Below are 18,793 nucleotides of genomic sequence, written 5' to 3' on the forward strand. Positions count from 1 at the left end.
ACAGCCCCGGCCCCGGGGCCCAAAGCCTCCAACCGCCCCCATGTCCATCACACGGGTGCGCAGATGGACGTCCGCGTGCTGGGCGATCGCGGTACTCGAATCTCCTACGCGGGGGCTTCGGGGGCTTCGGGGGAGGGCGGCAGGGAGTCGGCTACGAACGTCCCCAGCCCGACTTCGCCCCGCGTCCAGCCCTGTACCCGTACATGCTGCATGGCCTTCGCCGCCGTTGCGTTCACCACGCCGAACTCCTGGGCGATTTCCAACGTGGAGGGCACGCGGGTGCCCGGCGGATACGTGCCGTCCTTGATGCGCCGGATGATCTCCGCTGCGATCTGCCGTTACAGCGGGCGGGTGCGATCAAGCTCCATGATCTCAGCGTGGGTGACTACGGCATTCTGCGCATCCGTGGTTATCTACGGTTATCCACGGGTCACGGCGACGACGTCATCGCCGCCGACGGCCTGCCTCCGGTCCGGCCGTACGTCGTCCTAGCCGTACGTCGTCCTATGGGAACGCGAGCGGGACGAACGCCGGGCAGCCGTCCTCGCCTCCCTGGGACAGGACCACGCGTGGTCGGAGGTCGCCGCATGAGCGGGAGGCGTTTCCGCAGCGTCGGCGTCGACCCGGCGACCGGCAAGGAGGGGTTCGTGCTCGCGCGACCCGGCGGTTTCCTTGAGGAACTGGCCGACGTGCACGCCCTCAAGGCCGCCGCCGTCCTGGTGACGGTCGTCGGCGCCGTACTGGAGGGAGGCAGGTCGTCGGACGCGGAACTCGCCGCCTTCGTACCGTCGTTGCACGCGGCGCTCGAAGAATGCGTCGGCATCGTGGCGGCGGACAGGGAGTGACGGTGTGGAGGGAGTGACGGTGTGGAGGGAGTGACGGTGTAGAGGGAGTGACGGCGGAGAGGGAGGCCTGCGGCCGTCAGGCTCCCTCTTCCGCCAGCCCCTCCGCCAGCACCTCCGCCAGATGCCTCCCCCGCACGCCCGCCAGTTGCTCCAGCTGGGTCCGGCAGGAGTAGCCGTCCGCCAGGATCACCGCCCCCTCGGGGGCTTTCCGGACGGCCGGGAGGAGCTGTTCCTCCGCGCAGGCCGTGGACACCTCGAAGTGGCCTTTTTCGAAGCCGAAGTTGCCGGCGAGGCCGCAGCACCCGCCCCTCAGGTCCCCGGTGAGCCCCGCGGCCTCGCGCAGCCGCCGCTCGGCCGCGTCGCCCAGGACCGCATGCTGGTGGCAGTGGGTCTGGCCGACCGCCGGACGGTCCAGGCGGGGCGGCCTCCAGTCGGGGGCGCGCCGCTCCAGGGCTTCCGCGAAGGTGACGACGCGGGCGGCGAGGCGGCCCGCGCGCGGGTCGTCGGACAGCAGCTCGGGCAGATCGGTGCGCAGGGCGGCCGCACAGCTCGGCTCCAGGACTACGACCGGGGCGGACGTCTCCAGCACGGGCTCCATCAGGTCGAGCGTGCGACGCAGCACCACGCGCGCGTGGTCGAGCTGGCCGGTGGAGACGTACGTCAGTCCGCAGCAGACCCGCCCCCGGCGGGCCGTCAGCAGCGCGGCCAGTGCGCCGGCGCCCCTCGACCGGCCGTCGCCGACCGGCCGGCCCCGCATCCGCAGGCTCGGCGGCAGCGCCACCCGCAGCCCCGCCGCCTCCAGGACCCGGACGGCCGCCCGCCCCACGGACGGCGACAGATGCTCGGTGAAGGTGTCGGGCCACAGGACGACCAACTCGCCGCCGCCGGAGGTCGACCGTGCGCGTTTGCGCCACCACCCGCTGAACGTCTCGCGCGCCAGCCGGGGAATCGCCCGCTCGGGTGCGATCCCGCCGACCCGTTTCGCCGCCCATGCGAGGGGCCGTACACGCGCGAGGGCGTTGACGAGCCCCGCCCCGCGCGTGCGGGACGCCCACCGCAGCCACACCGGCAGCCGGCCCATGCTGTAGTGCGCGGCCGGACGCCGTCGCCCCTCGTAGTGGTGGTGCAGGAACTCCGCCTTGTAGGTGGCCATGTCGACCTCGACCGGGCAGTCGGAGCGGCAGCCCTTGCAGGACAGGCACAGATCCAGCGCGTCCCGGACCTCCGTGGAGCGCCAGCCGTCGGTCACCAGCTCACCGGCCAGCATCTCGTGCAGCAGCCGGGCACGCCCGCGCGTGGAGTGCTCCTCCCGGCCCGTGACACGGAACGACGGGCACATCACGGACTCGCCGGCCGCCGACGTCGTACGGCACTTCGCGACGCCCACGCAGCGGCGGACGGCCGCCGAGAAGTCGCCGCCGTCGGCCGGGTAGCCGAAGGCCACCGGGACGGGCTCGCGCGGCAGCACCGAGAAACGCAGACCGGCGTCCAGCGGGGCGGGGCGCACGAGCATCCCGGGGTTGAGCAGGTCGTCGGGGTCCCATACGCCCTTCGCCCGTTCGAACAGCGCGACGAGCTCATCCCCGTACATCCTGGGCAGCAGCTCGGCCCGTGCCTGGCCGTCGCCGTGCTCGCCGGAGAGCGAGCCGCCGTGGGCGACCACCAGGTCGGCGAGTTCCTCGGAGAAGCGGCGGAAGCGGCCGACCCCGGCCGCCGTCAGCAGGTCGAAGTCGATACGGACGTGGATGCAGCCGTCCCCGAAATGGCCGTACGGCGTGCCGCGCAGGCCGTGCGCGGCGAGCAGCGCGCGGAAGTCCCGCAGATACGCGCCGAGCCGGGCCGGCGGCACCGCGCAGTCCTCCCAGCCGGGCCAGGCCTCGGAGCCTCCCGGCTGGGAGGGGCCCCCAGGCATCCGGGTCGCCGTCCCGCTCGCGTCCTCCCGGATCCGCCACAGCGCCCGCTGCCCGGCGGGGTCGGTCACCACCCGCGCGTCGACGACGTCCGCCGCGCGGACGATCGTCTGCGCACGCGCGCGTGCCTCGTCGCCCGTCTCCCCTCCGGTCTCCACGAACAGCCAGGCCGCACCCCTGGGCAGCCCGGCCGCCGCCGACACCGGCACCAGGTCGGCCGCCATCCCCTCCACCGTCAGCGGGCCGTACGGCAGCAGCCCGGCCGCGGCCTCGGCGGCCGCGCTCTCGTCGGCGTAGCCGAGCACCGCGAGCGCACGCGCGCGTGGGGCCTCGACAAGCCCCACGACGGCCTCGGTGAGCACGCCCAGGGTGCCTTCGGAGCCGCAGAAGGACCGGGCGACGTCGGCGCCGTGCTCGGGCAGCAGCGCGTCCAGCGCGTACCCGGAGATTCGGCGCGGCAGGTCGGGAAAGCCGGTCCGCAGCCGTGCCAGTTCCCCCTCGACCAGCCCCCGCAGCCCGTCCGGCGCCCCCGCCCACCCCTGTCCGAGCCGTAGCCGTCGCCCGCGCGCGGTGACCACGTCCAGCTCGCGCACGCTGTCCGCGGTCGTCCCCCAGGCGACCGAGTGGGAGCCGCACGCGTTGTTGCCGATCATCCCGCCGAGCGTGCAGCGGCTGTGCGTGGACGGGTCGGGCCCGAAGCGCAGGCCGTGCGGGGCGGCGGCCTCCTGGAGCCGGTCGAGGACGAGCCCCGGCTGCACGACTGCCGTCCGCGCCTCCGGATCCAGGGCGAGAAGCCGGTTCATGTACCGCGTGAAGTCCAGCACCACCCCGACGCCGGTGGCCTGCCCTGCGATGGACGTCCCGCCGCCCCGCGCGACCACCGGCACCCCGGCCTCCCGGCACACCGCGAGCGTGGCGGCCACGTCGTCCGCGTCCCTGGGCGCGACGACCCCGACGGGGACACGCCGGTAGTTGGACGCGTCCATGGTGACCAGGGCCCGGGAGGTGACGTCGAAGCCGACGTCCCCCCGCACGGCCCGGCGCAGCTCACCCTCAAGACCCTGAAGACTCTCCGGAACTGTCACCTGTCCAGGAAACCAAAAACCTCGTCTCACCCGACGGACGACGTTTCGCCCACGTTTCCCCCAACGGCTACGCTCCCTTCCGTGGCTGAGATCCAGATTCCTGCTGACATCAAGCCCGCCGACGGTCGATTCGGCGCGGGCCCCTCCAAGGTGCGGGTGGAGGCGCTGGACGCCCTGGCCGCCACCGGTACGTCCCTCCTCGGCACCTCCCACCGCCAGGCCCCGGTCAAGAACCTGGTCGGCCAGGTGCGCGAGGGCATCTCCGAGCTGTTCTCCCTCCCCGAGGGCTACGAGGTCGTCCTCGGCAACGGCGGCTCCACCGCGTTCTGGGACATCGCGACCCACGGCCTGATCGAGAACAAGTCGCAGCACCTCACGTTCGGCGAGTTCAGCTCCAAGTTCGCCAAGGCCGCGAGGCTCGCCCCGTGGCTGGCCGAGCCCACCGTCGTCTCCTCCGACCCGGGCACGCACCCCGAGCCCGCCGCCGAGGCCGGCGTCGACGTCTACGCCTTCACGCACAACGAGACGTCGACCGGTGTCGCCGCCCCGATCAAGCGCGTGCCGGGCGCCGACGAGGGCGCGCTCGTCCTCGTGGACGCCACCTCGGGCGCCGGCGGCCTCCCGGTCGACGTCGCCGAGACGGACGTCTACTACTTCGCCCCGCAGAAGTCCTTCGCCTCCGACGGCGGCCTGTGGATCGGCGTGTTCTCCCCGGCGGCGATCGAGCGCGCCGAGCGGATCCACGCCTCCGGCCGCCACATCCCGGAGTTCTTCTCGCTGCCCACGGCCATCGACAACTCCCGCAAGAACCAGACGTACAACACCCCGGCCCTGGCCACGCTCTTCCTGCTCAACCAGCAGCTGGAGTGGATCAACGGGCAGGGCGGCCTCGCGTGGTCGACGGCCCGCACGAAGGACTCCTCGACCCGCCTGTACGGCTGGGCGGAGGAGTCCAAGCACGCGACCCCGTTCGTCACCGACCCGGCCAAGCGCTCCCAGGTCATCGGCACGATCGACTTCTCGGACGAGATCGACGCCGCCGCGGTCGCCAAGGTCCTGCGCGCCAACGGCATCGTCGACACCGAGCCCTACCGCAAGCTCGGCCGCAACCAGCTCCGGGTCGCGATGTTCCCGGCGATCGACCCGGCGGACGTCGAGGCTCTCACGAAGTGCATCGACTACGTGATCGACAAGCTCTGATCACCCCGGCACGACGCTGAAGGGCGCCCGGTACGGCGGTTGCCGTACCGGGCGCCCTTCGTCATGCGCGTTCAGCTCGCCGTGCAGCTCACGCTCGGCGCACCCCCGCCCCCGGGCGCGCCCCCGAACCCGAAGCTCGCCGAACCGCCCGCCGGCACCGAACCGTTGTGCGCGGCGTTCACCGCCGTCACGGTCGAGCCCGTCTGCGTGTACGACGCGTTCCAGATGTTGGTGATCTGCTGGGCACCGCTCCAGGTCCAGGCGACCTTCCACGAACTGAGCGCGGTGGTACCCGTGTTGGTCACCTTCACCTCGGCGTTGAAGCCGCCGCCCCAGTCGCTGCTGACGGTGTACGCGGCGGAGCAGGAGGCCGTACTCCCGCCGCCGCCGCCTCCGCCGCCGCCTCCTCCGCCGCCGCCGCCGTTGCTCGGGAAGCCCGGCGCCTTGATGCTCGCCAGGTAGCCGTCCTTCACCGTGTCGACCGTCTGCCAGTCGTCCTTCAGGATCCCGCCCGTGTCACCGGAGTTGGGGTTCCAGGACCAGAACGTCCAGTGGAAGGAGTCGGCGCCGTACGTCGACGTCGGGCGGAGGTAACTCACCAGCGCCGCAAGCCACTTCTGGTCGACGGTGGCCTGGAGGGTGGTGCCGAACTCGCCCACCCACACGGGCGCGATGTTCTGCTTGAAGAGGTAGCCCCAGTACTTGTCCCAGATTCCCGGCATGTTCGCGGGGAACGTCGGGTCGTTGAACCAGCTCTGCTGGGCGACGCTCGTGGCGTAGTCGTGGGCCGAGTACACCACCCGGTTGGCCACGTTCAGTTGCACCGGGTACTGCCCGGCGCCCATCAGGTTGCCGCCCCACCAGCCGGAGACGCCGTTGAAGGACTGCACGCCCTCGACGAAGATCAGCAGGTCCGGGTTGACGGACAAAACCGCGTTCCCGGCCCGCTGCGCGGCCAGCCGCCAGTCCGTCGCCGTGTCCCCGCAGCCCCAACAGGCTGGATCGTGGGGCTCGTTGTGGAGGTCGATGCCTACGACGGTGTCCTGGCCCTTGTAACGGGTCGCGAGGGACTTGAGGTTGGCGATCCACGTCGACTCGGGGACGGCGGAGGTGTACCAGAGCGCCGACTGCCCGCCCGCGTCCGGGCGGTGCCGGTCCAGGATGACCTTCAGGCCGTCCTGACCGGCGTACGCGACCAGCTTGTCCAGCACGCCCAGCGAACCGAGCCCCTGTAGATCGGCGTTCTTGCCGCTGCTGAAGTCGATGCTGTTGGGGACGGTCGTGCTCTTGAAGATGTCGTCGCTGTACGGGATGCGGATCGTGTTGTAGCCGAGCGACTTCATCTGGTCGATCATGCTCTTGTAGTCGCGGGACCAGAGGCCGTGGACGACGTAGTTGCCGGTCTCGAAGCCGAACCAGTTGATTCCGGCGATCCGGACCGGCTGCCCCGCGGCGTCCAGGATCTGGCGGCCACTGGTGTGCCAGTACCCCGCACCGGCATCCGCCGCGACGGCGGCCCCGGCGGGATCGGCCACGGCGGCGGCCCTGGCGGCAGCGGCCACGGAGGCCCTGGCGGCATCGGCCGCGTGGGCCTCCGCCGCGTCGGCCGTCTGCACTAAGGATCCCAGCGGTATCAGAAGCGCGGCGGCGCCGGCGCACAGCGCTCTTCGCAAGTTGCGGAACATCTCGCTGCTTCCTCTCGGGAGGCGCGGGCCCGGAAATTATGGGAGCGCTCCCATGCGCCGCGCTCCCCCCAGGAAACTGACACCCCATGACCACGTCAAGAAGTTCGACGGGAGAAGCCGGAGGACGCCGACTCAGTTCCGGCGCAGGAGACGGCGGAAGCCGAAGACGCCGGCGGCGACCACGGCGACGGCGAGCGCGCCGAACTTGACGCCGCTGCCGGCGGCCGAGGACCCGCCACCGTCCCCCGAAGCGCTCGAACTCCCGCCCCCGGACGACGACTTGGCACCTGAGGACCCCGCGCCGTCGGGTGCGTCCTCCGCGACGACCGAACTCCCGGCGCCCTCACTGCCGTACATGAGCCTGGTGCCGTCGGCGGAGTAGCTGACGGACTCCCCCTGCCGTTGCAGCGGCACGTCGAGCCGCCCCTTGCGCTCGATCTTGCCGCCGTTCCAGGCGTAGTAGATGCCACCGAAGTAGCCGCGCACGGCGAGTTGGGAGCCGTCCGGGGAGAAGGCGGCGTCGGTGGCCCACAGGTCGACGGCGGCGACGGGCTTGAAGATGTTCGTCCCCGAGGCGGAGAGCTTCGCCGGACCCTCGTAGAGGTGCCCGCCGTCCTCCTTCTTGTCGATGATGTAGACACGGCCGGTCTTGGGGTGCACGAGGAGCGCCTCGGCGTCGCGGGCGCCGTCGGAGTACTTCACGACGTACTGCGTGGCCTTGACCGTCCGGTCGACGAGCTTCGCCGGCTCGGGCAGCCGGTAGATCCACACGTACTTCCAGGTGCCGCCGAGGTTGTCGCCGATGTCGCCGACCCAGATCTCGTTGCCGGGCCCGATGGAGATCGCCTCGACGTCGCGCGGGGAGCCGATGCCGGTGAGGGTGAGCCGGGCGACGGTCTTTCCGGACGCGCTGTCGACGGCGTAGAGGTAGGGGCCGTCGTCGCTGTCGTTGTGGGTCCAGTAGACGCCGGGGTGCTGACGCGAGGCGGCGAGGCCGCTGGACTCGGTGACGCGCGGGTCCTCGATGGTGAACCCCTTGTCGCCGTCGGCGGCGAAGGCGGCGGGCACGGCGAAGCCACCCGCGAGGAGGACCCCGAGGAACCCCAGAACTCCGAGAACCCTGAGGGCTCCGAGGGCCCTGAGGACTCCGGTGCGGAGGGCTCCGGCTCGGACGGCGAAAGGTCGGCGCATGCGAACAAGCCTGCCATCCCGCCCGGCCGTTCACGGGCTCCCATGGGCCGTCACCGTCTTGCACACCTCTGGCGCAGCGTCTTGCACACCTCTGGCGCAGCGTCTTGTGCACCTCTGGCGCAGCGTCTTGCACACCTCTGGCGCAGCGTCTTGCACACCTCTGGCGCAGCGTCTTGTGCACCCTCTTGTGCACCGTCTCGTGGCCGGTGTCACATGCCCCCGGCCGCGGTGATCCTTCTCCGATCCCGCATCATGAGCGGATGCTCAGGTTCATGCCCGTAGGCGACTCGATGACGATCGGCAGCACGGGCGACCACACCTGGCGCTACCGCCTGTGGCGCCACCTGTGCGGGACGTACGGGGGCCCGTTCACCCTCGTCGGACCTCGCGAGACGCTCTACGACAAGGCGACGGACACCCCGACGTCGTACGCGTACGCCGAACCCGACTTCCCCCGCGGCCACCTGGCCGGCTGGGGCGAGGGCTGGCAGCACATGGTCCCGCTGATCGGCGAGGCGGTACACAGGTCGAAGGCGGACGTCCTGCTGGTGTCGCTGGGCCTGATCGACCTGGGCTTCTACACGAACGCCGAACAGACCGCGGCCAACGCCCGCGCCTTCGTGGCCGAGGCGCGGGCGGCGAGGCCCCGGATACGGATGGTGTGGCTCCCGGTGATCCCGAACATCCGCGCCGCGAACGACGAACCCTTCGCCACCGAGGTCACCCTCTTCAACGAACTCCTGGCGAAGACGGCCGCCGACCTGGACGAGCCGGCCTCCCCGATCCTCCTGGCGTCGATCCCGGAAACCTGGGACATCGACACCGACACCTACGACGGCACCCATCCCAACGCAGCCGGCGAACACCAACTGGCGTCCGCCTTCGCGGAGGCGATGTACCAGGGGTGGGAACTGGGCGGGGAGTACGAGCGCTCTGCTTGAATCCTCCCCCTCGTGAATGAGGGGGATTCCTGGCTCAGGCCGCCTCCGGGAGCAGCGCTCCCGGAGGTCTTGCGCCTTCAGCGCCAGCCGGGTTGAGACCAGCCCGGATGAGCATCACGCGGGCGGAGTTCTTGTCCCGGGGGGAGACGGTTCCGCACGCGGTGCAGGTGTAGGTGCGTTCGGACAGCGGCAGGGCGTGCTTGGCTCTCGCTCCGCAGTTGGCGCAGTCCATGGTGGTGTGGGCCGGGTGCACCAGGTGCACGATCCGGCCGTGTTTGCGGGCCATCTCCAGCAGGGCCCGTTTGGTGGCGCCGATCGCCGCGTCGGCGGCCTTGCGGGCCATCGTCGACTTCGCGAGGAACCTGGACTTGAAGTCCTCCACGGCGATCGCATCGTGGTCGCGCACGATGCGCTTGGCCCACTTACGCGCATGGTCCTGACGCTGCCGGGCGATCTTCGCGTACGTCTGCGCCCGCCCCCGCTTCGCCTGCCGGTAGCCCTTCGTTCCGGCCTGCCCCTTCTTCGGCTTGCGGCGGGCCATCATGCGGTCGTACCGGCCCAGCTTGGCCTGGGCCTTCTTCCCGTGCTGCGGATGCGGGAGATCGTGGGCGTCGGACGTGGTGGTCGCGATCTCGCGCACGCCCCAGTCGATGCCGAGCACCCGGCCGGTCTCCGGCAGCGGCCGCACCTCGGCGGGGACCACGAAGCTCGCATACCAGTGCCCCAGACTGTCCTGGTACACACGCACCGAGGAAGGCTCGGCAGGCAACTCACGGGACCACACCGGGGTCAGGACGATGCCCCCGGCCAGATGCAGACGGCCCTCCTTCAGCCGGAACCCGCGCCGGGTGTAGTTCAGGCTCGCCAGCGCCTCACGCTTCTTCTTCCAGCCCGGCATCCCGGCCCGCTGCCGCTGCGCAAGCCGCTCACGGACGTCCTTCAGCGCCTTCGCCCGGGACTTCCCGAAGTCGCGGATGATCTGCTGCTGCGGCACCGAACTGCCCGCCCGCAGCCACGCAGTGCGGGCGCGGGCCTCGGTCAGCATCCTGTCGAGCTGCGCCGGACCGCACGTCTCCTTGTCAGCGCTGTCGGACCGGGTCTGGTTTTGGGCGTGGACCTGCTTGGACTTGGCCACGCTCTCATTCCAGATCCACCGGCACCGGTTCCACTCGTCCGTCAGCGCGGCGAGCGCGGTGGACGACACCCGCAGCCGGAACGTCCACCGGGCATGCCCGGCCTCCTCCGCGACCGCCCCCACTCCGGCCACGCCCTCACCCCCTCCACCACGCCCGGACCAAACGTCCGCAGACTGCCGACACCTTGAGAGGAGACCGTACGTGCGACAGCCGCACACCCGTACCCCGATCGCGCGATCACCACCCCAACCGGTGATCACAGGTACGTGCGTTCGCAATCCCCCGGCTCCGCCGGCGGCCATACGGGCGCTCCGCGCCGCAACACCGGGATGCGATTCCACCCCGGCGTGAACGCCGGGGCATCCTCGCAAGAACGAGGTGACTTCGTCACCGTGCGTATCGTTTCACTGCGCGGCGACAGCGGTCCATGGGGTCGCCGGGGAGGAGCGCCAGATGACCGTCCTGGAAGACAGGATCACGATGGCCGACGCCAACACGCAGCGCTTGGACGAATGGTTCGAGCGACTTGCGCGGATGCCCGTCCCCGAAGGCTTCAGGGTCGAGATCGTCGGGGGCAACGTCTTCATGACACGGCAGCGGGACACCCACTGGGGAATCATTCGCCGGATCGCACGCGCCTTCGAGGACAGGTTCGGGATGGACGTCAAGGTCTTCTCTGACGTCCGCATCGACTTCCCGGGACACGAGAACGGCTTCTGCCCTGACATCGCCAAGCTCGGCGATTCGGCGAAGAAGGACGACGAAGGCCGCTGGCAGTACCAGGACGTCGAGTTCGTCGCCGAAGTCATCTCCGAGGGGACGGCCGCCAACGACTACGGCCCGAAGAAGACCGCCTACGCCGAGGTCCCTGTCTACGTCATCGCCGATCCCTACCAGGGGCGGTGCTACGTCTACACGGACCCCAAGGAGGGCGACTACTGCACCAGGAAGCCAGTGGACTTCGGCGTCGACATCGACCTCACCGGCACCGTCATCGACCTCACCCTCAAGACCGACGAGTTCCCCCGCGACTGACCGCCCGTCCGCCGTCGGCCGTCGGTCAGAACATCGTGTTGTCGTTCGCCGACGTGGCCGGGACGTCCTGGAGTACGTCCCAGTGTTCGACGATCTTGCCGTTGCGCACGCGGAAGAGGTCCACGACCGCCTGCCCCCGTTCGCCCGGGGCGTTCACGTAGTGGCTGTGGACGGCGACCAGATCCCCCTCGGCGACGATCCGCTTCGGTGAGACGGACAGCTGGGGGAACGCCTTGAAGTACGCGCCCAGTCCCGCCTTCGCGCCGGCGACGCCGTCCGCGATGTTCGGGTTGTGCTGGTGGTACTCGGGCCCCCAGTACGTGTCGAGCGCCGACAGGTCCTTGCGCACGAGCAGTCGCTCTACGGCCGCGGTCACCAGTTTCCTGTTGTACGCCGTCAGCCATCGCGGGCCCGGGGACTCCGTCCGCGGCCGACTCACCGTCGAGAACATGTCGTTGCCGTTGGCCGTGGTCTCGGGCACGTTCTGCCCGGCGTCCCAGTGCTCGGCGATCTTTCCGCCCTGGAAGCGGAAGATGTCGAAGACGGCCGAGCCCCGGGTGCCCGGCGCCAGGACGACGTTGGAGTGCACGAGGACGAGGTCACCCTCGGAGATGACCCGCCTGATGTCGTACTTGGCGTCCGGGAACTGCTGGTGCACCGAGACGGCCAGGTTCTTCAGCGTCTGCGCCCCGTCCGGCGCCAGCGGGTTGTGCTGGATGTAGTCCGGTCGTACGAAGCGGTCCACCACCTCGGTGTCGCCGCGCTCGAACACCCCCTTGAGGACACCGGCGGCAACGGCCTTCTGATAGCCCAGACGGGCGGAATCGCCGTACCCGGCGTATCCGGCGTGACTGTCGTGATTGCCGTGTCCGGTGGAGGCGGTGTGCGGTGCCGCGACGGCCGGGACGGCGGCGGCGCCCAGCACGGCGGCGGAGGCGACGAAGGCGACAAGCGCCCTGCGGACTGAGGCGGTGGGGGGCATGCGACGCTCCAGAAATGGATATTGAAAGTTCAAGCTTACGCTTCCCACAGGAAAGCACTAACCATCAGATAGCGTCAAGATCTCCGATCTCCCTTGCCTAGAGCGCACTCCACGACGTTGGCTTGATGCCCATGAAGTACACGCAGCTCGGACGCACCGGACTCAAGGTCGGCCGCCTCGTCCTCGGCACCATGAACTTCGGCCCGCAGACCGACGAAGCCGACAGTCACGCGATCATGGACGCGGCGCTGGACGCCGGCATCAACCTCTTCGACACCGCGAACGTGTACGGCTGGGGTGAGAACAAGGGCCGTACCGAGGAGATCATCGGGAACTGGTTCGCGAAGGGCGGCGAGCGGCGCGACAAGGTCGTCCTCGCCACCAAGGTGTACGGCAACATGGCCGCCGAGGGCGACGCCTGGCCGAACCACGACAAACTCTCCGCCGTCAACATCCGACGCGCCGTCGACGCCAGCCTCAAGCGGCTGCGGACGGACCACATCGATCTCTACCAGTTCCACCACATCGACCGCGCCACTCCCTTCGAGGAGATCTGGCAGGCCATCGACGTGCTGGTGCAGCAGGGGAAGATCCTCTACGCCGGGTCGTCCAACTTCCCGGGCTACAAGATCGCCCAGGCCAACGAGGTCGCGGCCAGGCGCGGGTCGTTCGGGCTCGTCAGCGAGCAGTGCCTCTACAACCTCTTCGAGCGCCGCGCCGAGATGGAGGTCATCCCGGCCGCGCGGGAGTACGGCCTCGGGGTCATCCCCTGGTCGCCGCTGCAGGGCGGTCTGCTCGGCGGCGTCATCAAGAAGGAGGTCGAGGGCGGGCGCCGGGCGAGCGGCCGGACCGCCGACACCCTCGCCGACCCCACCGTACGCACCCGGATCCAGGCGTACGAGGACCTTCTCGAGAAGCACGGCGTCGAGCCCGGCGAGGCCGCACTGGCCTGGCTGCTCACCCGGCCCGGCGTGACCGGCCCGATCGTCGGCCCGCGCACCGCCGAGCAGCTCGACTCCGCCGTGCGCGCGGTCGAGCTGGAGCTGAGCGAGGAGCTGCTGTCCGGCCTGAACGAGATCTTCCCGGGGCCGGGTCCGTCCCCGGAGGCCTTCGCCTGGTAGATCCCCTGGCAGATTCCCTGGCAGATCCCGTCGTAGGCCACCCGCCCCTCAGGGCATCGCGGGGCAGGGCGTCGTTGGGCAGGGCGGCATGCGGTCGGGGCGGGGCGGCGTGCGGTGGCGGTCGGCGGCGGTCATCTGCCGACCGCCGCCGCCACCGCCACCACCACGAACATCAGCACAAGCGCACCGGCCATGATCCGGTTCCGGGTCTTCGGGTCCACGCGTCGAGACTAACCGGCCCCGCCCAGAGCCCAGCGGCCGACCGGCTCGTAACGCGGCTGCTCCCCCGGGACCCCGGACTTCGGCAGGCTGCTGCGCACCAGCACCAGCTCCCCCACCGTCCAGGTCCGGCCCTCGAAGGCGCCCAGCGCCTCGACATAGGGCCGCGCGTCCACCGCGTCCCGGCTGCGGGCCAGCGTCAGGTGGGCCTTGTAGCGGCGGTGTTCGCCCATCTCCACGCCCGCCTTGCGCGCCGCCGCCTCCGCCCGGCCGGCGAGCAGACGAAGGGCCAGCACGTCTCCGGTCGCCCCCGTCCACAGCGCCCGCCCGTGCCCGAACTGTCCCCCGCCGCGCAGCGCCAACGGGAACGGCGCGCTGCGGTGCGCGGCCCGCTCCAGCCGCGCCGACAGCTCCGGTACGACGTCGTCGTCGACCTCGCCGTAGAAGGCGAGGGTGAAGTGCCAGCCGGGGCGGCCCGTCCAGCGCAGCCCCTCCGCGCCGGGCAGCCTGCGCAACTCGGCTACTTCGGCGGCGAGTTCATGGGCGACGTCCTCCGGGGGCAGCACGGCGGCGAAGAGTCTCATGGGCCCAGTCTGCCGGGCGTGTCCCGGACACCGTGCGTATCGTTGTACTGCGCGGCGGCACCCGTCCATCCGTGGGGGTCGCCGGGGAGGAGCGCCACCATGACCGTCCTGGAAGACAGGATTGCGATGGCCGAGAGCGACGAAGAGCTCACACTCGACACCCTGTTCGAGTGGCTGGAGAAGATGCCCGTCCCCGAGGGCTACAAAACGGAGATCGTCGGGGGGAGCATCTGCATGGCGCCGCAACGGGACACTCACTGGGAGATCATCGCCGGCATCTACGACCAACTGCGCGCCAAGTACCCGCGTCGGCGCCTGAAGTCCGATGTCCGCATCGACTACCCCGGGCACCTCAACGGTTTCGCGACCGACCTCACGCTGCTGGCCGAGGACGCGGAACCGGACGCCAAGCGCCGCTGGCGCTTTCAGGACGTCGAACTCGTCGCCGAAGTCATCTCCAAGGACACCGCTCACAACGACTACGGGCCGAAGAAGGACGCCTACGCCGCCGCCGAGGTGCCGGTGTACCTGATCGTCGACCCCTACAAGGGCAAGTGGCACCTGTACACCCTGCCGAAGGACGGCGAGTACCACGGCGAGGTGAGCCTCGGTTTCGGCGACGAGATCGACCTGACCGGGACCGTCGTCGGGCTCGTCCTCAAGACCGACGAGTTCCCCCGCGACTGACCCGGCTGGTCGCGTCACCCCACGGTGACCAGCTCCCCGCTCTCGCGCGGCACGAACCGGACCCGCGGGTGTCCGTGGTGCCAGCCCATCGACAGGCGCAGGTTGCCGACGCGGGCCAGGACCAGGCCGATGGTGACGGCTGCGGCGGCCGAGATCACGCCGCCGGCCGCGAGACCCGCCCGGACGCCGTACGCGTCCGTGACCCAGCCGGCGATCGGTGCGCCCACCGGCGAGCCGCCCAGGAACACCATCATGTAGAGGGCCATGACCCGGCCCCGCATGGCAGGGTCGGTGCCCATCTGGATGCTGGTGTTCGCGGTGACGTTGATCGTCATGCCGAACATCCCGATCGGGGCCATGAGCAGCGCGAACAGCCACAGCGAGGGCGCGAGCGAGGCCACGATCTCCATCGTGCCGAGGGCCACCGCGGCGGCGATCATCACCCGCATGCGGGCCGTGCCGCGCCGGGCCGCCAGCAGGGCGCCCGCCAGCGAGCCGACCGCCATCAGCGTGTTGAAGAGGCTGTAGCTGCCGGCGCCCGCGTGGAAGACGTCGTCGGCGAAGGCGGAGAGGTAGACGGGGAAGTTGAAGCCGAAGGTCCCTATGAAGCCGACGAGGACGATGGTCCAGATCAGGTCAGGCCGGCCGGCGACGTAGTGGAGTCCCTCCCGCAGCTGGCCCTTGGCGCGCGGCGCGCGCTCGACGACGTGCAGTTCGCGGGCCCGCATCAGCAGCAGGCCGGCGATGGGCGCGACGAAGGACAGGCCGTTGGCGAGGAACGCCCAGCCGGTGCCCACACTGGTGATCATCAGACCGGCGACGGCGGGGCCGACGAGGCGGGCGGACTGGAAGTTGGCGGAGTTGAGACTGACCGCGTTCTGCAGCTGGTCCGGGCCGACCATCTCGGAGACGAAGGACTGGCGGGCCGGGTTGTCGACGACGGTCGCGAGGCCGACGGCGAAGGCGACCACGTACACGTGCCAGACCTCGACCTGCCCGGAGAGGGTCAGGGCGGCCAGCGCGATGCCGGTGAGGGCCATCGCGGACTGGGTGAACAACAGGGCGCGGCGCTTGGGGAGGCGGTCGACGAGGACGCCGCCGTAGAGGCCGAAGAGGAGCATCGGCAGGAACTGCAGGGCCGTCGTTATGCCGACGGCGGTCGCGGAGCCGGTGAGGCTGAGGACCAGCCAGTCCTGGGCGATGCGCTGCATCCAGGTGCCGATGTTGGAGACGACCTGGCCGAGGAAGAACAACCGGTAGTTCCTGATGCTCAGGGAGCTGAACATCGAGGACGTGCGGGGGGACGTGCGGGGGGACTTGCAGGGGGACTTGCGGGTGCCCCCCGGGGTGCCGGGGGGAGAGTCGTGGGTGGTCGGTGCGGGGGCGGAATCTGCTCCGGATCCCGTACTCAAAAGGGTTCGCCTCCTCGAAGACTGCCTACTCGAAGACTGCTTACTCGAAGACTGCTTACAGGTGTGCGAGTTTCTCCAGCACGGGGGCGGCGGCGCGCAGTTTCGCCCACTCGTCCTCGTCGAGGCCGTCGACCAGGGTGGCCAGGAAGGCGTTCCGCTTGGCGCGGCTCTCCGCGAGCATGGTCTCGGCCTGCTCGGTCTTGGTGACGACCTTCTGGCGCCGGTCCTCGGGGTGCGGCTCCAGCCGGACCAGGCCCTTGGCCTCCAGCAACGCCACGATGCGGGTCATCGAGGGCGGCTGCACATGCTCCTTGCGGGCGAGCTCGCCCGGGGTGGCACTGCCGCAGAGGGAGAGGGTGCCGAGCACCGACATCTCGGTGGGGCTCAGCGACTCGTCGACCCGCTGGTGCTTGAGCCGACGGGACAGCCGCATCACGGCCGATCGCAGGGAGTTCACGGCGGCAGCATCGTCGCCATGGCTTAGGTCAGACATCTCTTTAGGATAACTCATTACTCTCGCTAAACAAGCTGGGGCGCGCCGGGATTCCCGTGACTCCGGCCACGGAGGACGCCACGCTCACTCGAACGAGTGAGTAGACAGCGGAAAGTGACCGGACTTCGGTGCGCGACCGCGACCCTGGTCTCATGGGGACCACTGTGCTCAGTCTGCGGATCGACGGGGAGCTGCTCGAACGACTCCGGCAGCATGCGGCGAAAAGGGGAATGAGCGTCCAGGACTATGTCGTCCAGACGCTCATTCGCGATGACTTCGACGAGCGGTTCCAGACCGCCGTCGAGGAGACGGAGAAGTTCTACGGGCTCACCTGAACCCGGCTTTCCGGCCGCCCGGCTTCCCGGCCGCCGGCGGTCCGGTCACGGGGTCCAGGTCAGGTCAGGTCCAGGGCCGGCATCAGGTAGTAGAAGGTGAAGACGGCGGAGACCACGTACATCGGCACCGGGACGTCCCTGCCTCGCCCGGCCGCCAGGCGCAGCACGACGAAGGTGATGAAGCCCATGCCGATGCCGTTGGTGATCGAGTAGGTGAACGGCATCATCACCATGGTGATGAAGGCCGGGATGGCGATGGTGTGATCGGCCCAGTCGATCTCCTTGACCGAGCCGGCCAGGATCAGGAAGCCCACCGCGAGCAGTGCCGGGGTGGCGGCCTGGGACGGGACCATCGTGGCGACGGGGGTCAGGAACAGCGCCACGGCGAACAGCCCGCCGGTGACGAGGTTCGCGAAGCCGGTGCGGGCGCCCTCGCCGACGCCGGCCGTGGACTCCACGAAGGCGGTGGTGGCGGAGGAGGAGCTGGCGCCGCCCGCGGCGACCGCGAGGCCGTCGACGAAGAGGACCTTGTTGATGCCGGGCATCTCGCCCTTGGCGTTGGTCAGCTTGGCCTCGTCGGAGACGCCCATGATGGTGCCCATCGCGTCGAAGAAGCACGACAGCAGCACGGTGAAGACGAAGAGGATGCCGGTCAGCACGCCGACCTTGTCGAACCCGCCGAAGAGGCTGACGTCGCCGATGAGACCGAAGTCGGGGCTGGCGACGGGGTTGCCGGGCCACTTGGGGGTGGTGAGACCCCAGGAGGGGATCGTGGCGACGGCGTCGATGACCAGCGCGAGGACGGTCATCGCGACGATAGAGATCAGGATCGCGCCGGGCACCTTGCGGGTGATCAGCGCCAGGGTGAGCAGGGCGCCCAGGATGAAGACGAGGACCGGCCAGCCGTTGAGGTGACCGTCGCCGCCGAGCTGGAGCGGGACGGTGGTGTGGGCGGCGTCCGGGATGCGGCTGACGAAGCCGGAGTCGACGAGCCCGATCAGCATGATGAACAGGCCGATACCGATCGAGATCGCCTTGCGCAGACCGAACGGCACGGCGTTCATCACGCGCTCGCGCAGACCGGTGGCGACCAGGAGCATCACCACGAAACCCGCGAGCACGACCATGCCCATGGCGTCCGGCCAGGACATCCGGGGTGCGAGCTGGAGGGCGACCACCGAGTTCACGCCGAGGCCGGCGGCCAGCGCGATGGGGACGTTGCCGACCACGCCCATGAGGAGCGTGGTGAAGGCGGCCGTCACGCAGGTGGCGGTGACCAGCTGACCGTTGTCGAGCTGATGCCCGTACATGTCCTTCGCGCTGCCGAGGATGATCGGGTTCAGCACGATGATGTACGCCATGGCGAAGAAGGTGGCGAAACCGCCCCGGATCTCACGCGGCAGCGTGCTGCCCCGCTCGGAGATGCGGAAGTAGCGGTCGAGGGCGCCGAGGGCGGGGCTGGACATGTTTTGGCGGTTCCTACGAAGAGAAGTGGTCAGACACAAACCGTTTCAGTATGAACGTATAACGTTCGAATCAGCCATCTCCGCGCGTAGATGTGACCTCCTCGTAAGCTGTGCCCATGGCCGCGTTTTTCTCGGGACCCACCAAGCACGAGGCGCCGGAGCCCCTGGAGGGCCCGGTCGTCGCCACCATCACCGGCGGCACGATCCTCTGGTTCGTCCTCTTCATCGTCCAGCTCCCCTTCTACGGCTGGTTCGACGACCACGGCCATCTGTGGTGGCTGTGGACCTGCCTGGCCGGGGCCGGACTGGGGCTGCTCGGCATCCGGATCGTGCGCAGCCGGGACGCGGCGATCAAGCGCGCGGCGGCGGCCGCGGACACCGCAGCGGCAGCGGCAGCCGAGGGCACGCCGGGCACCGGGACGTCGGGCACCGGGACGTCGGCCGCCGAGTAGAAACAGGTCCCGGC

Annotated in this window: 18 protein-coding genes; 8 read left to right on the plus strand and 10 right to left on the minus strand. The window is 70.1% G+C overall.

Features of this window, described 5'->3' with window-relative positions:
* Positions 1-104: 104 nt before the first annotated feature.
* Positions 105-332, minus strand: a complete 228-nt coding sequence (locus ACIBTS_RS26890) for a GntR family transcriptional regulator (RefSeq protein ID WP_399322885.1) — start codon at positions 330-332, stop codon at positions 105-107.
* Between the two features lie 255 nt (positions 333-587).
* Between ACIBTS_RS26890 and ACIBTS_RS26895 the strand changes: the two genes are divergently transcribed.
* A complete protein-coding gene (locus tag ACIBTS_RS26895; RefSeq protein ID WP_399322731.1) occupies positions 588-845 on the plus strand; it encodes a hypothetical protein in 258 nt (85 codons plus the stop codon).
* Positions 846-921: 76 nt separating this feature from the next.
* On the opposite strand, the gene ACIBTS_RS26900 is transcribed toward ACIBTS_RS26895, so the two are convergent.
* On the minus strand, positions 922-3,840 hold the full coding sequence (locus ACIBTS_RS26900) for an FAD-binding and (Fe-S)-binding domain-containing protein (protein WP_399322733.1): 2,919 nt from the start codon (positions 3,838-3,840) through the stop codon (positions 922-924).
* An 81-nt stretch (positions 3,841-3,921) separates the two neighbouring features.
* Between ACIBTS_RS26900 and serC the strand changes: the two genes are divergently transcribed.
* The gene (serC, locus tag ACIBTS_RS26905) at positions 3,922-5,040 is read left to right on the plus strand and encodes a phosphoserine transaminase (protein ID WP_399322735.1); all 1,119 of its coding nucleotides are present in this window, start codon (positions 3,922-3,924) and stop codon (positions 5,038-5,040) included.
* 71 nt (positions 5,041-5,111) lie between these two features.
* On the opposite strand, the gene ACIBTS_RS26910 is transcribed toward serC, so the two are convergent.
* On the minus strand, positions 5,112-6,725 hold the full coding sequence (locus tag ACIBTS_RS26910; RefSeq protein WP_399322737.1) for a cellulase family glycosylhydrolase: 1,614 nt from the start codon (positions 6,723-6,725) through the stop codon (positions 5,112-5,114).
* A 132-nt stretch (positions 6,726-6,857) separates the two neighbouring features.
* Complete coding sequence (locus ACIBTS_RS26915; protein WP_399322739.1) at positions 6,858-7,916, minus strand: WD40 repeat domain-containing protein; 1,059 nt, start codon at positions 7,914-7,916, stop codon at positions 6,858-6,860.
* A gap of 260 nt (positions 7,917-8,176) precedes the next feature.
* Here ACIBTS_RS26915 and ACIBTS_RS26920 point away from each other — a divergent pair, with 260 nt between their 5' ends.
* The gene (locus tag ACIBTS_RS26920; protein ID WP_399322740.1) at positions 8,177-8,857 is read left to right on the plus strand and encodes a GDSL-type esterase/lipase family protein; all 681 of its coding nucleotides are present in this window, start codon (positions 8,177-8,179) and stop codon (positions 8,855-8,857) included.
* 34 nt (positions 8,858-8,891) lie between these two features.
* Here the strand turns inward: ACIBTS_RS26920 and ACIBTS_RS26925 are convergent, their stop codons facing one another.
* Positions 8,892-10,124, minus strand: coding sequence for an RNA-guided endonuclease InsQ/TnpB family protein (locus ACIBTS_RS26925; protein ID WP_399322742.1), 1,233 nt, complete (start codon positions 10,122-10,124; stop codon positions 8,892-8,894).
* Positions 10,125-10,446: 322 nt separating this feature from the next.
* Between ACIBTS_RS26925 and ACIBTS_RS26930 the strand changes: the two genes are divergently transcribed.
* A complete protein-coding gene (locus ACIBTS_RS26930) occupies positions 10,447-11,028 on the plus strand; it encodes a Uma2 family endonuclease (RefSeq protein WP_399322744.1) in 582 nt (193 codons plus the stop codon).
* A gap of 25 nt (positions 11,029-11,053) precedes the next feature.
* Here ACIBTS_RS26930 and ACIBTS_RS26935 read toward each other — a convergent pair whose 3' ends face one another.
* Positions 11,054-12,010, minus strand: coding sequence for a nuclear transport factor 2 family protein (locus tag ACIBTS_RS26935; RefSeq protein WP_399322746.1), 957 nt, complete (start codon positions 12,008-12,010; stop codon positions 11,054-11,056).
* Positions 12,011-12,141: 131 nt separating this feature from the next.
* Here ACIBTS_RS26935 and ACIBTS_RS26940 point away from each other — a divergent pair, with 131 nt between their 5' ends.
* Entirely contained in the window at positions 12,142-13,131 is a 990-nt protein-coding gene (locus tag ACIBTS_RS26940; RefSeq protein WP_319674738.1) for an aldo/keto reductase, read from the plus strand.
* A gap of 230 nt (positions 13,132-13,361) precedes the next feature.
* Here the strand turns inward: ACIBTS_RS26940 and thpR are convergent, their stop codons facing one another.
* Positions 13,362-13,934 (minus strand): RNA 2',3'-cyclic phosphodiesterase, encoded by a 573-nt coding sequence (gene thpR, locus ACIBTS_RS26945; protein WP_399322748.1) that lies wholly within the window; start codon positions 13,932-13,934, stop codon positions 13,362-13,364.
* Positions 13,935-14,033: 99 nt separating this feature from the next.
* Between thpR and ACIBTS_RS26950 the strand changes: the two genes are divergently transcribed.
* A complete protein-coding gene (locus ACIBTS_RS26950) occupies positions 14,034-14,621 on the plus strand; it encodes a Uma2 family endonuclease (protein ID WP_399322749.1) in 588 nt (195 codons plus the stop codon).
* A 14-nt stretch (positions 14,622-14,635) separates the two neighbouring features.
* Here the strand turns inward: ACIBTS_RS26950 and ACIBTS_RS26955 are convergent, their stop codons facing one another.
* Entirely contained in the window at positions 14,636-15,907 is a 1,272-nt protein-coding gene (locus tag ACIBTS_RS26955) for an MFS transporter (protein WP_399322750.1), read from the minus strand.
* A 181-nt stretch (positions 15,908-16,088) separates the two neighbouring features.
* Entirely contained in the window at positions 16,089-16,526 is a 438-nt protein-coding gene (locus tag ACIBTS_RS26960; RefSeq protein WP_399322752.1) for a MarR family winged helix-turn-helix transcriptional regulator, read from the minus strand.
* Positions 16,527-16,678: 152 nt separating this feature from the next.
* Here ACIBTS_RS26960 and ACIBTS_RS26965 point away from each other — a divergent pair, with 152 nt between their 5' ends.
* A complete protein-coding gene (locus ACIBTS_RS26965) occupies positions 16,679-16,861 on the plus strand; it encodes a ribbon-helix-helix protein, CopG family (RefSeq protein WP_079661526.1) in 183 nt (60 codons plus the stop codon).
* A gap of 59 nt (positions 16,862-16,920) precedes the next feature.
* Here the strand turns inward: ACIBTS_RS26965 and ACIBTS_RS26970 are convergent, their stop codons facing one another.
* Complete coding sequence (locus ACIBTS_RS26970; protein ID WP_399322754.1) at positions 16,921-18,327, minus strand: NCS2 family permease; 1,407 nt, start codon at positions 18,325-18,327, stop codon at positions 16,921-16,923.
* A gap of 116 nt (positions 18,328-18,443) precedes the next feature.
* On the opposite strand from ACIBTS_RS26970, the gene ACIBTS_RS26975 reads away from it, so the two are divergent.
* Positions 18,444-18,779 carry a DUF2530 domain-containing protein gene (locus tag ACIBTS_RS26975; RefSeq protein WP_399322755.1) on the plus strand — a complete coding sequence of 112 codons (336 nt, stop codon included), beginning with the start codon at positions 18,444-18,446 and terminating at the stop codon, positions 18,777-18,779.
* The last annotated feature ends 14 nt before the right edge of the window (positions 18,780-18,793 follow it).

The organism is Streptomyces sp. NPDC050121 (assembly GCF_044460385.1).
GTDB lineage: Bacteria > Actinomycetota > Actinomycetes > Streptomycetales > Streptomycetaceae > Streptomyces > Streptomyces soliscabiei.

Excerpts from the sequence above, each read along its gene's own strand:
- ACIBTS_RS26895 (WP_399322731.1), top strand. The coding sequence starts at position 588 with ATGAGCGGGAGGCGTTTCCGCAGCGTCGGCGTCGACCCGGCGACCGGC.
- ACIBTS_RS26910 (WP_399322737.1), bottom strand. The coding sequence starts at position 6,725 with ATGTTCCGCAACTTGCGAAGAGCGCTGTGCGCCGGCGCCGCCGCGCTT.
- ACIBTS_RS26915 (WP_399322739.1), bottom strand. The coding sequence starts at position 7,916 with ATGCGCCGACCTTTCGCCGTCCGAGCCGGAGCCCTCCGCACCGGAGTC.
- ACIBTS_RS26920 (WP_399322740.1), top strand. The coding sequence starts at position 8,177 with ATGCTCAGGTTCATGCCCGTAGGCGACTCGATGACGATCGGCAGCACG.
- ACIBTS_RS26930 (WP_399322744.1), top strand. The coding sequence starts at position 10,447 with ATGACCGTCCTGGAAGACAGGATCACGATGGCCGACGCCAACACGCAG.
- ACIBTS_RS26935 (WP_399322746.1), bottom strand. The coding sequence starts at position 12,010 with ATGCCCCCCACCGCCTCAGTCCGCAGGGCGCTTGTCGCCTTCGTCGCC.
- ACIBTS_RS26940 (WP_319674738.1), top strand. The coding sequence starts at position 12,142 with ATGAAGTACACGCAGCTCGGACGCACCGGACTCAAGGTCGGCCGCCTC.
- thpR (WP_399322748.1), bottom strand. The coding sequence starts at position 13,934 with ATGAGACTCTTCGCCGCCGTGCTGCCCCCGGAGGACGTCGCCCATGAA.
- ACIBTS_RS26950 (WP_399322749.1), top strand. The coding sequence starts at position 14,034 with ATGACCGTCCTGGAAGACAGGATTGCGATGGCCGAGAGCGACGAAGAG.
- ACIBTS_RS26955 (WP_399322750.1), bottom strand. The coding sequence starts at position 15,907 with ATGTTCAGCTCCCTGAGCATCAGGAACTACCGGTTGTTCTTCCTCGGC.
- ACIBTS_RS26960 (WP_399322752.1), bottom strand. The coding sequence starts at position 16,526 with ATGTCTGACCTAAGCCATGGCGACGATGCTGCCGCCGTGAACTCCCTG.
- ACIBTS_RS26965 (WP_079661526.1), top strand. The coding sequence starts at position 16,679 with ATGGGGACCACTGTGCTCAGTCTGCGGATCGACGGGGAGCTGCTCGAA.
- ACIBTS_RS26970 (WP_399322754.1), bottom strand. The coding sequence starts at position 18,327 with ATGTCCAGCCCCGCCCTCGGCGCCCTCGACCGCTACTTCCGCATCTCC.
- ACIBTS_RS26975 (WP_399322755.1), top strand. The coding sequence starts at position 18,444 with ATGGCCGCGTTTTTCTCGGGACCCACCAAGCACGAGGCGCCGGAGCCC.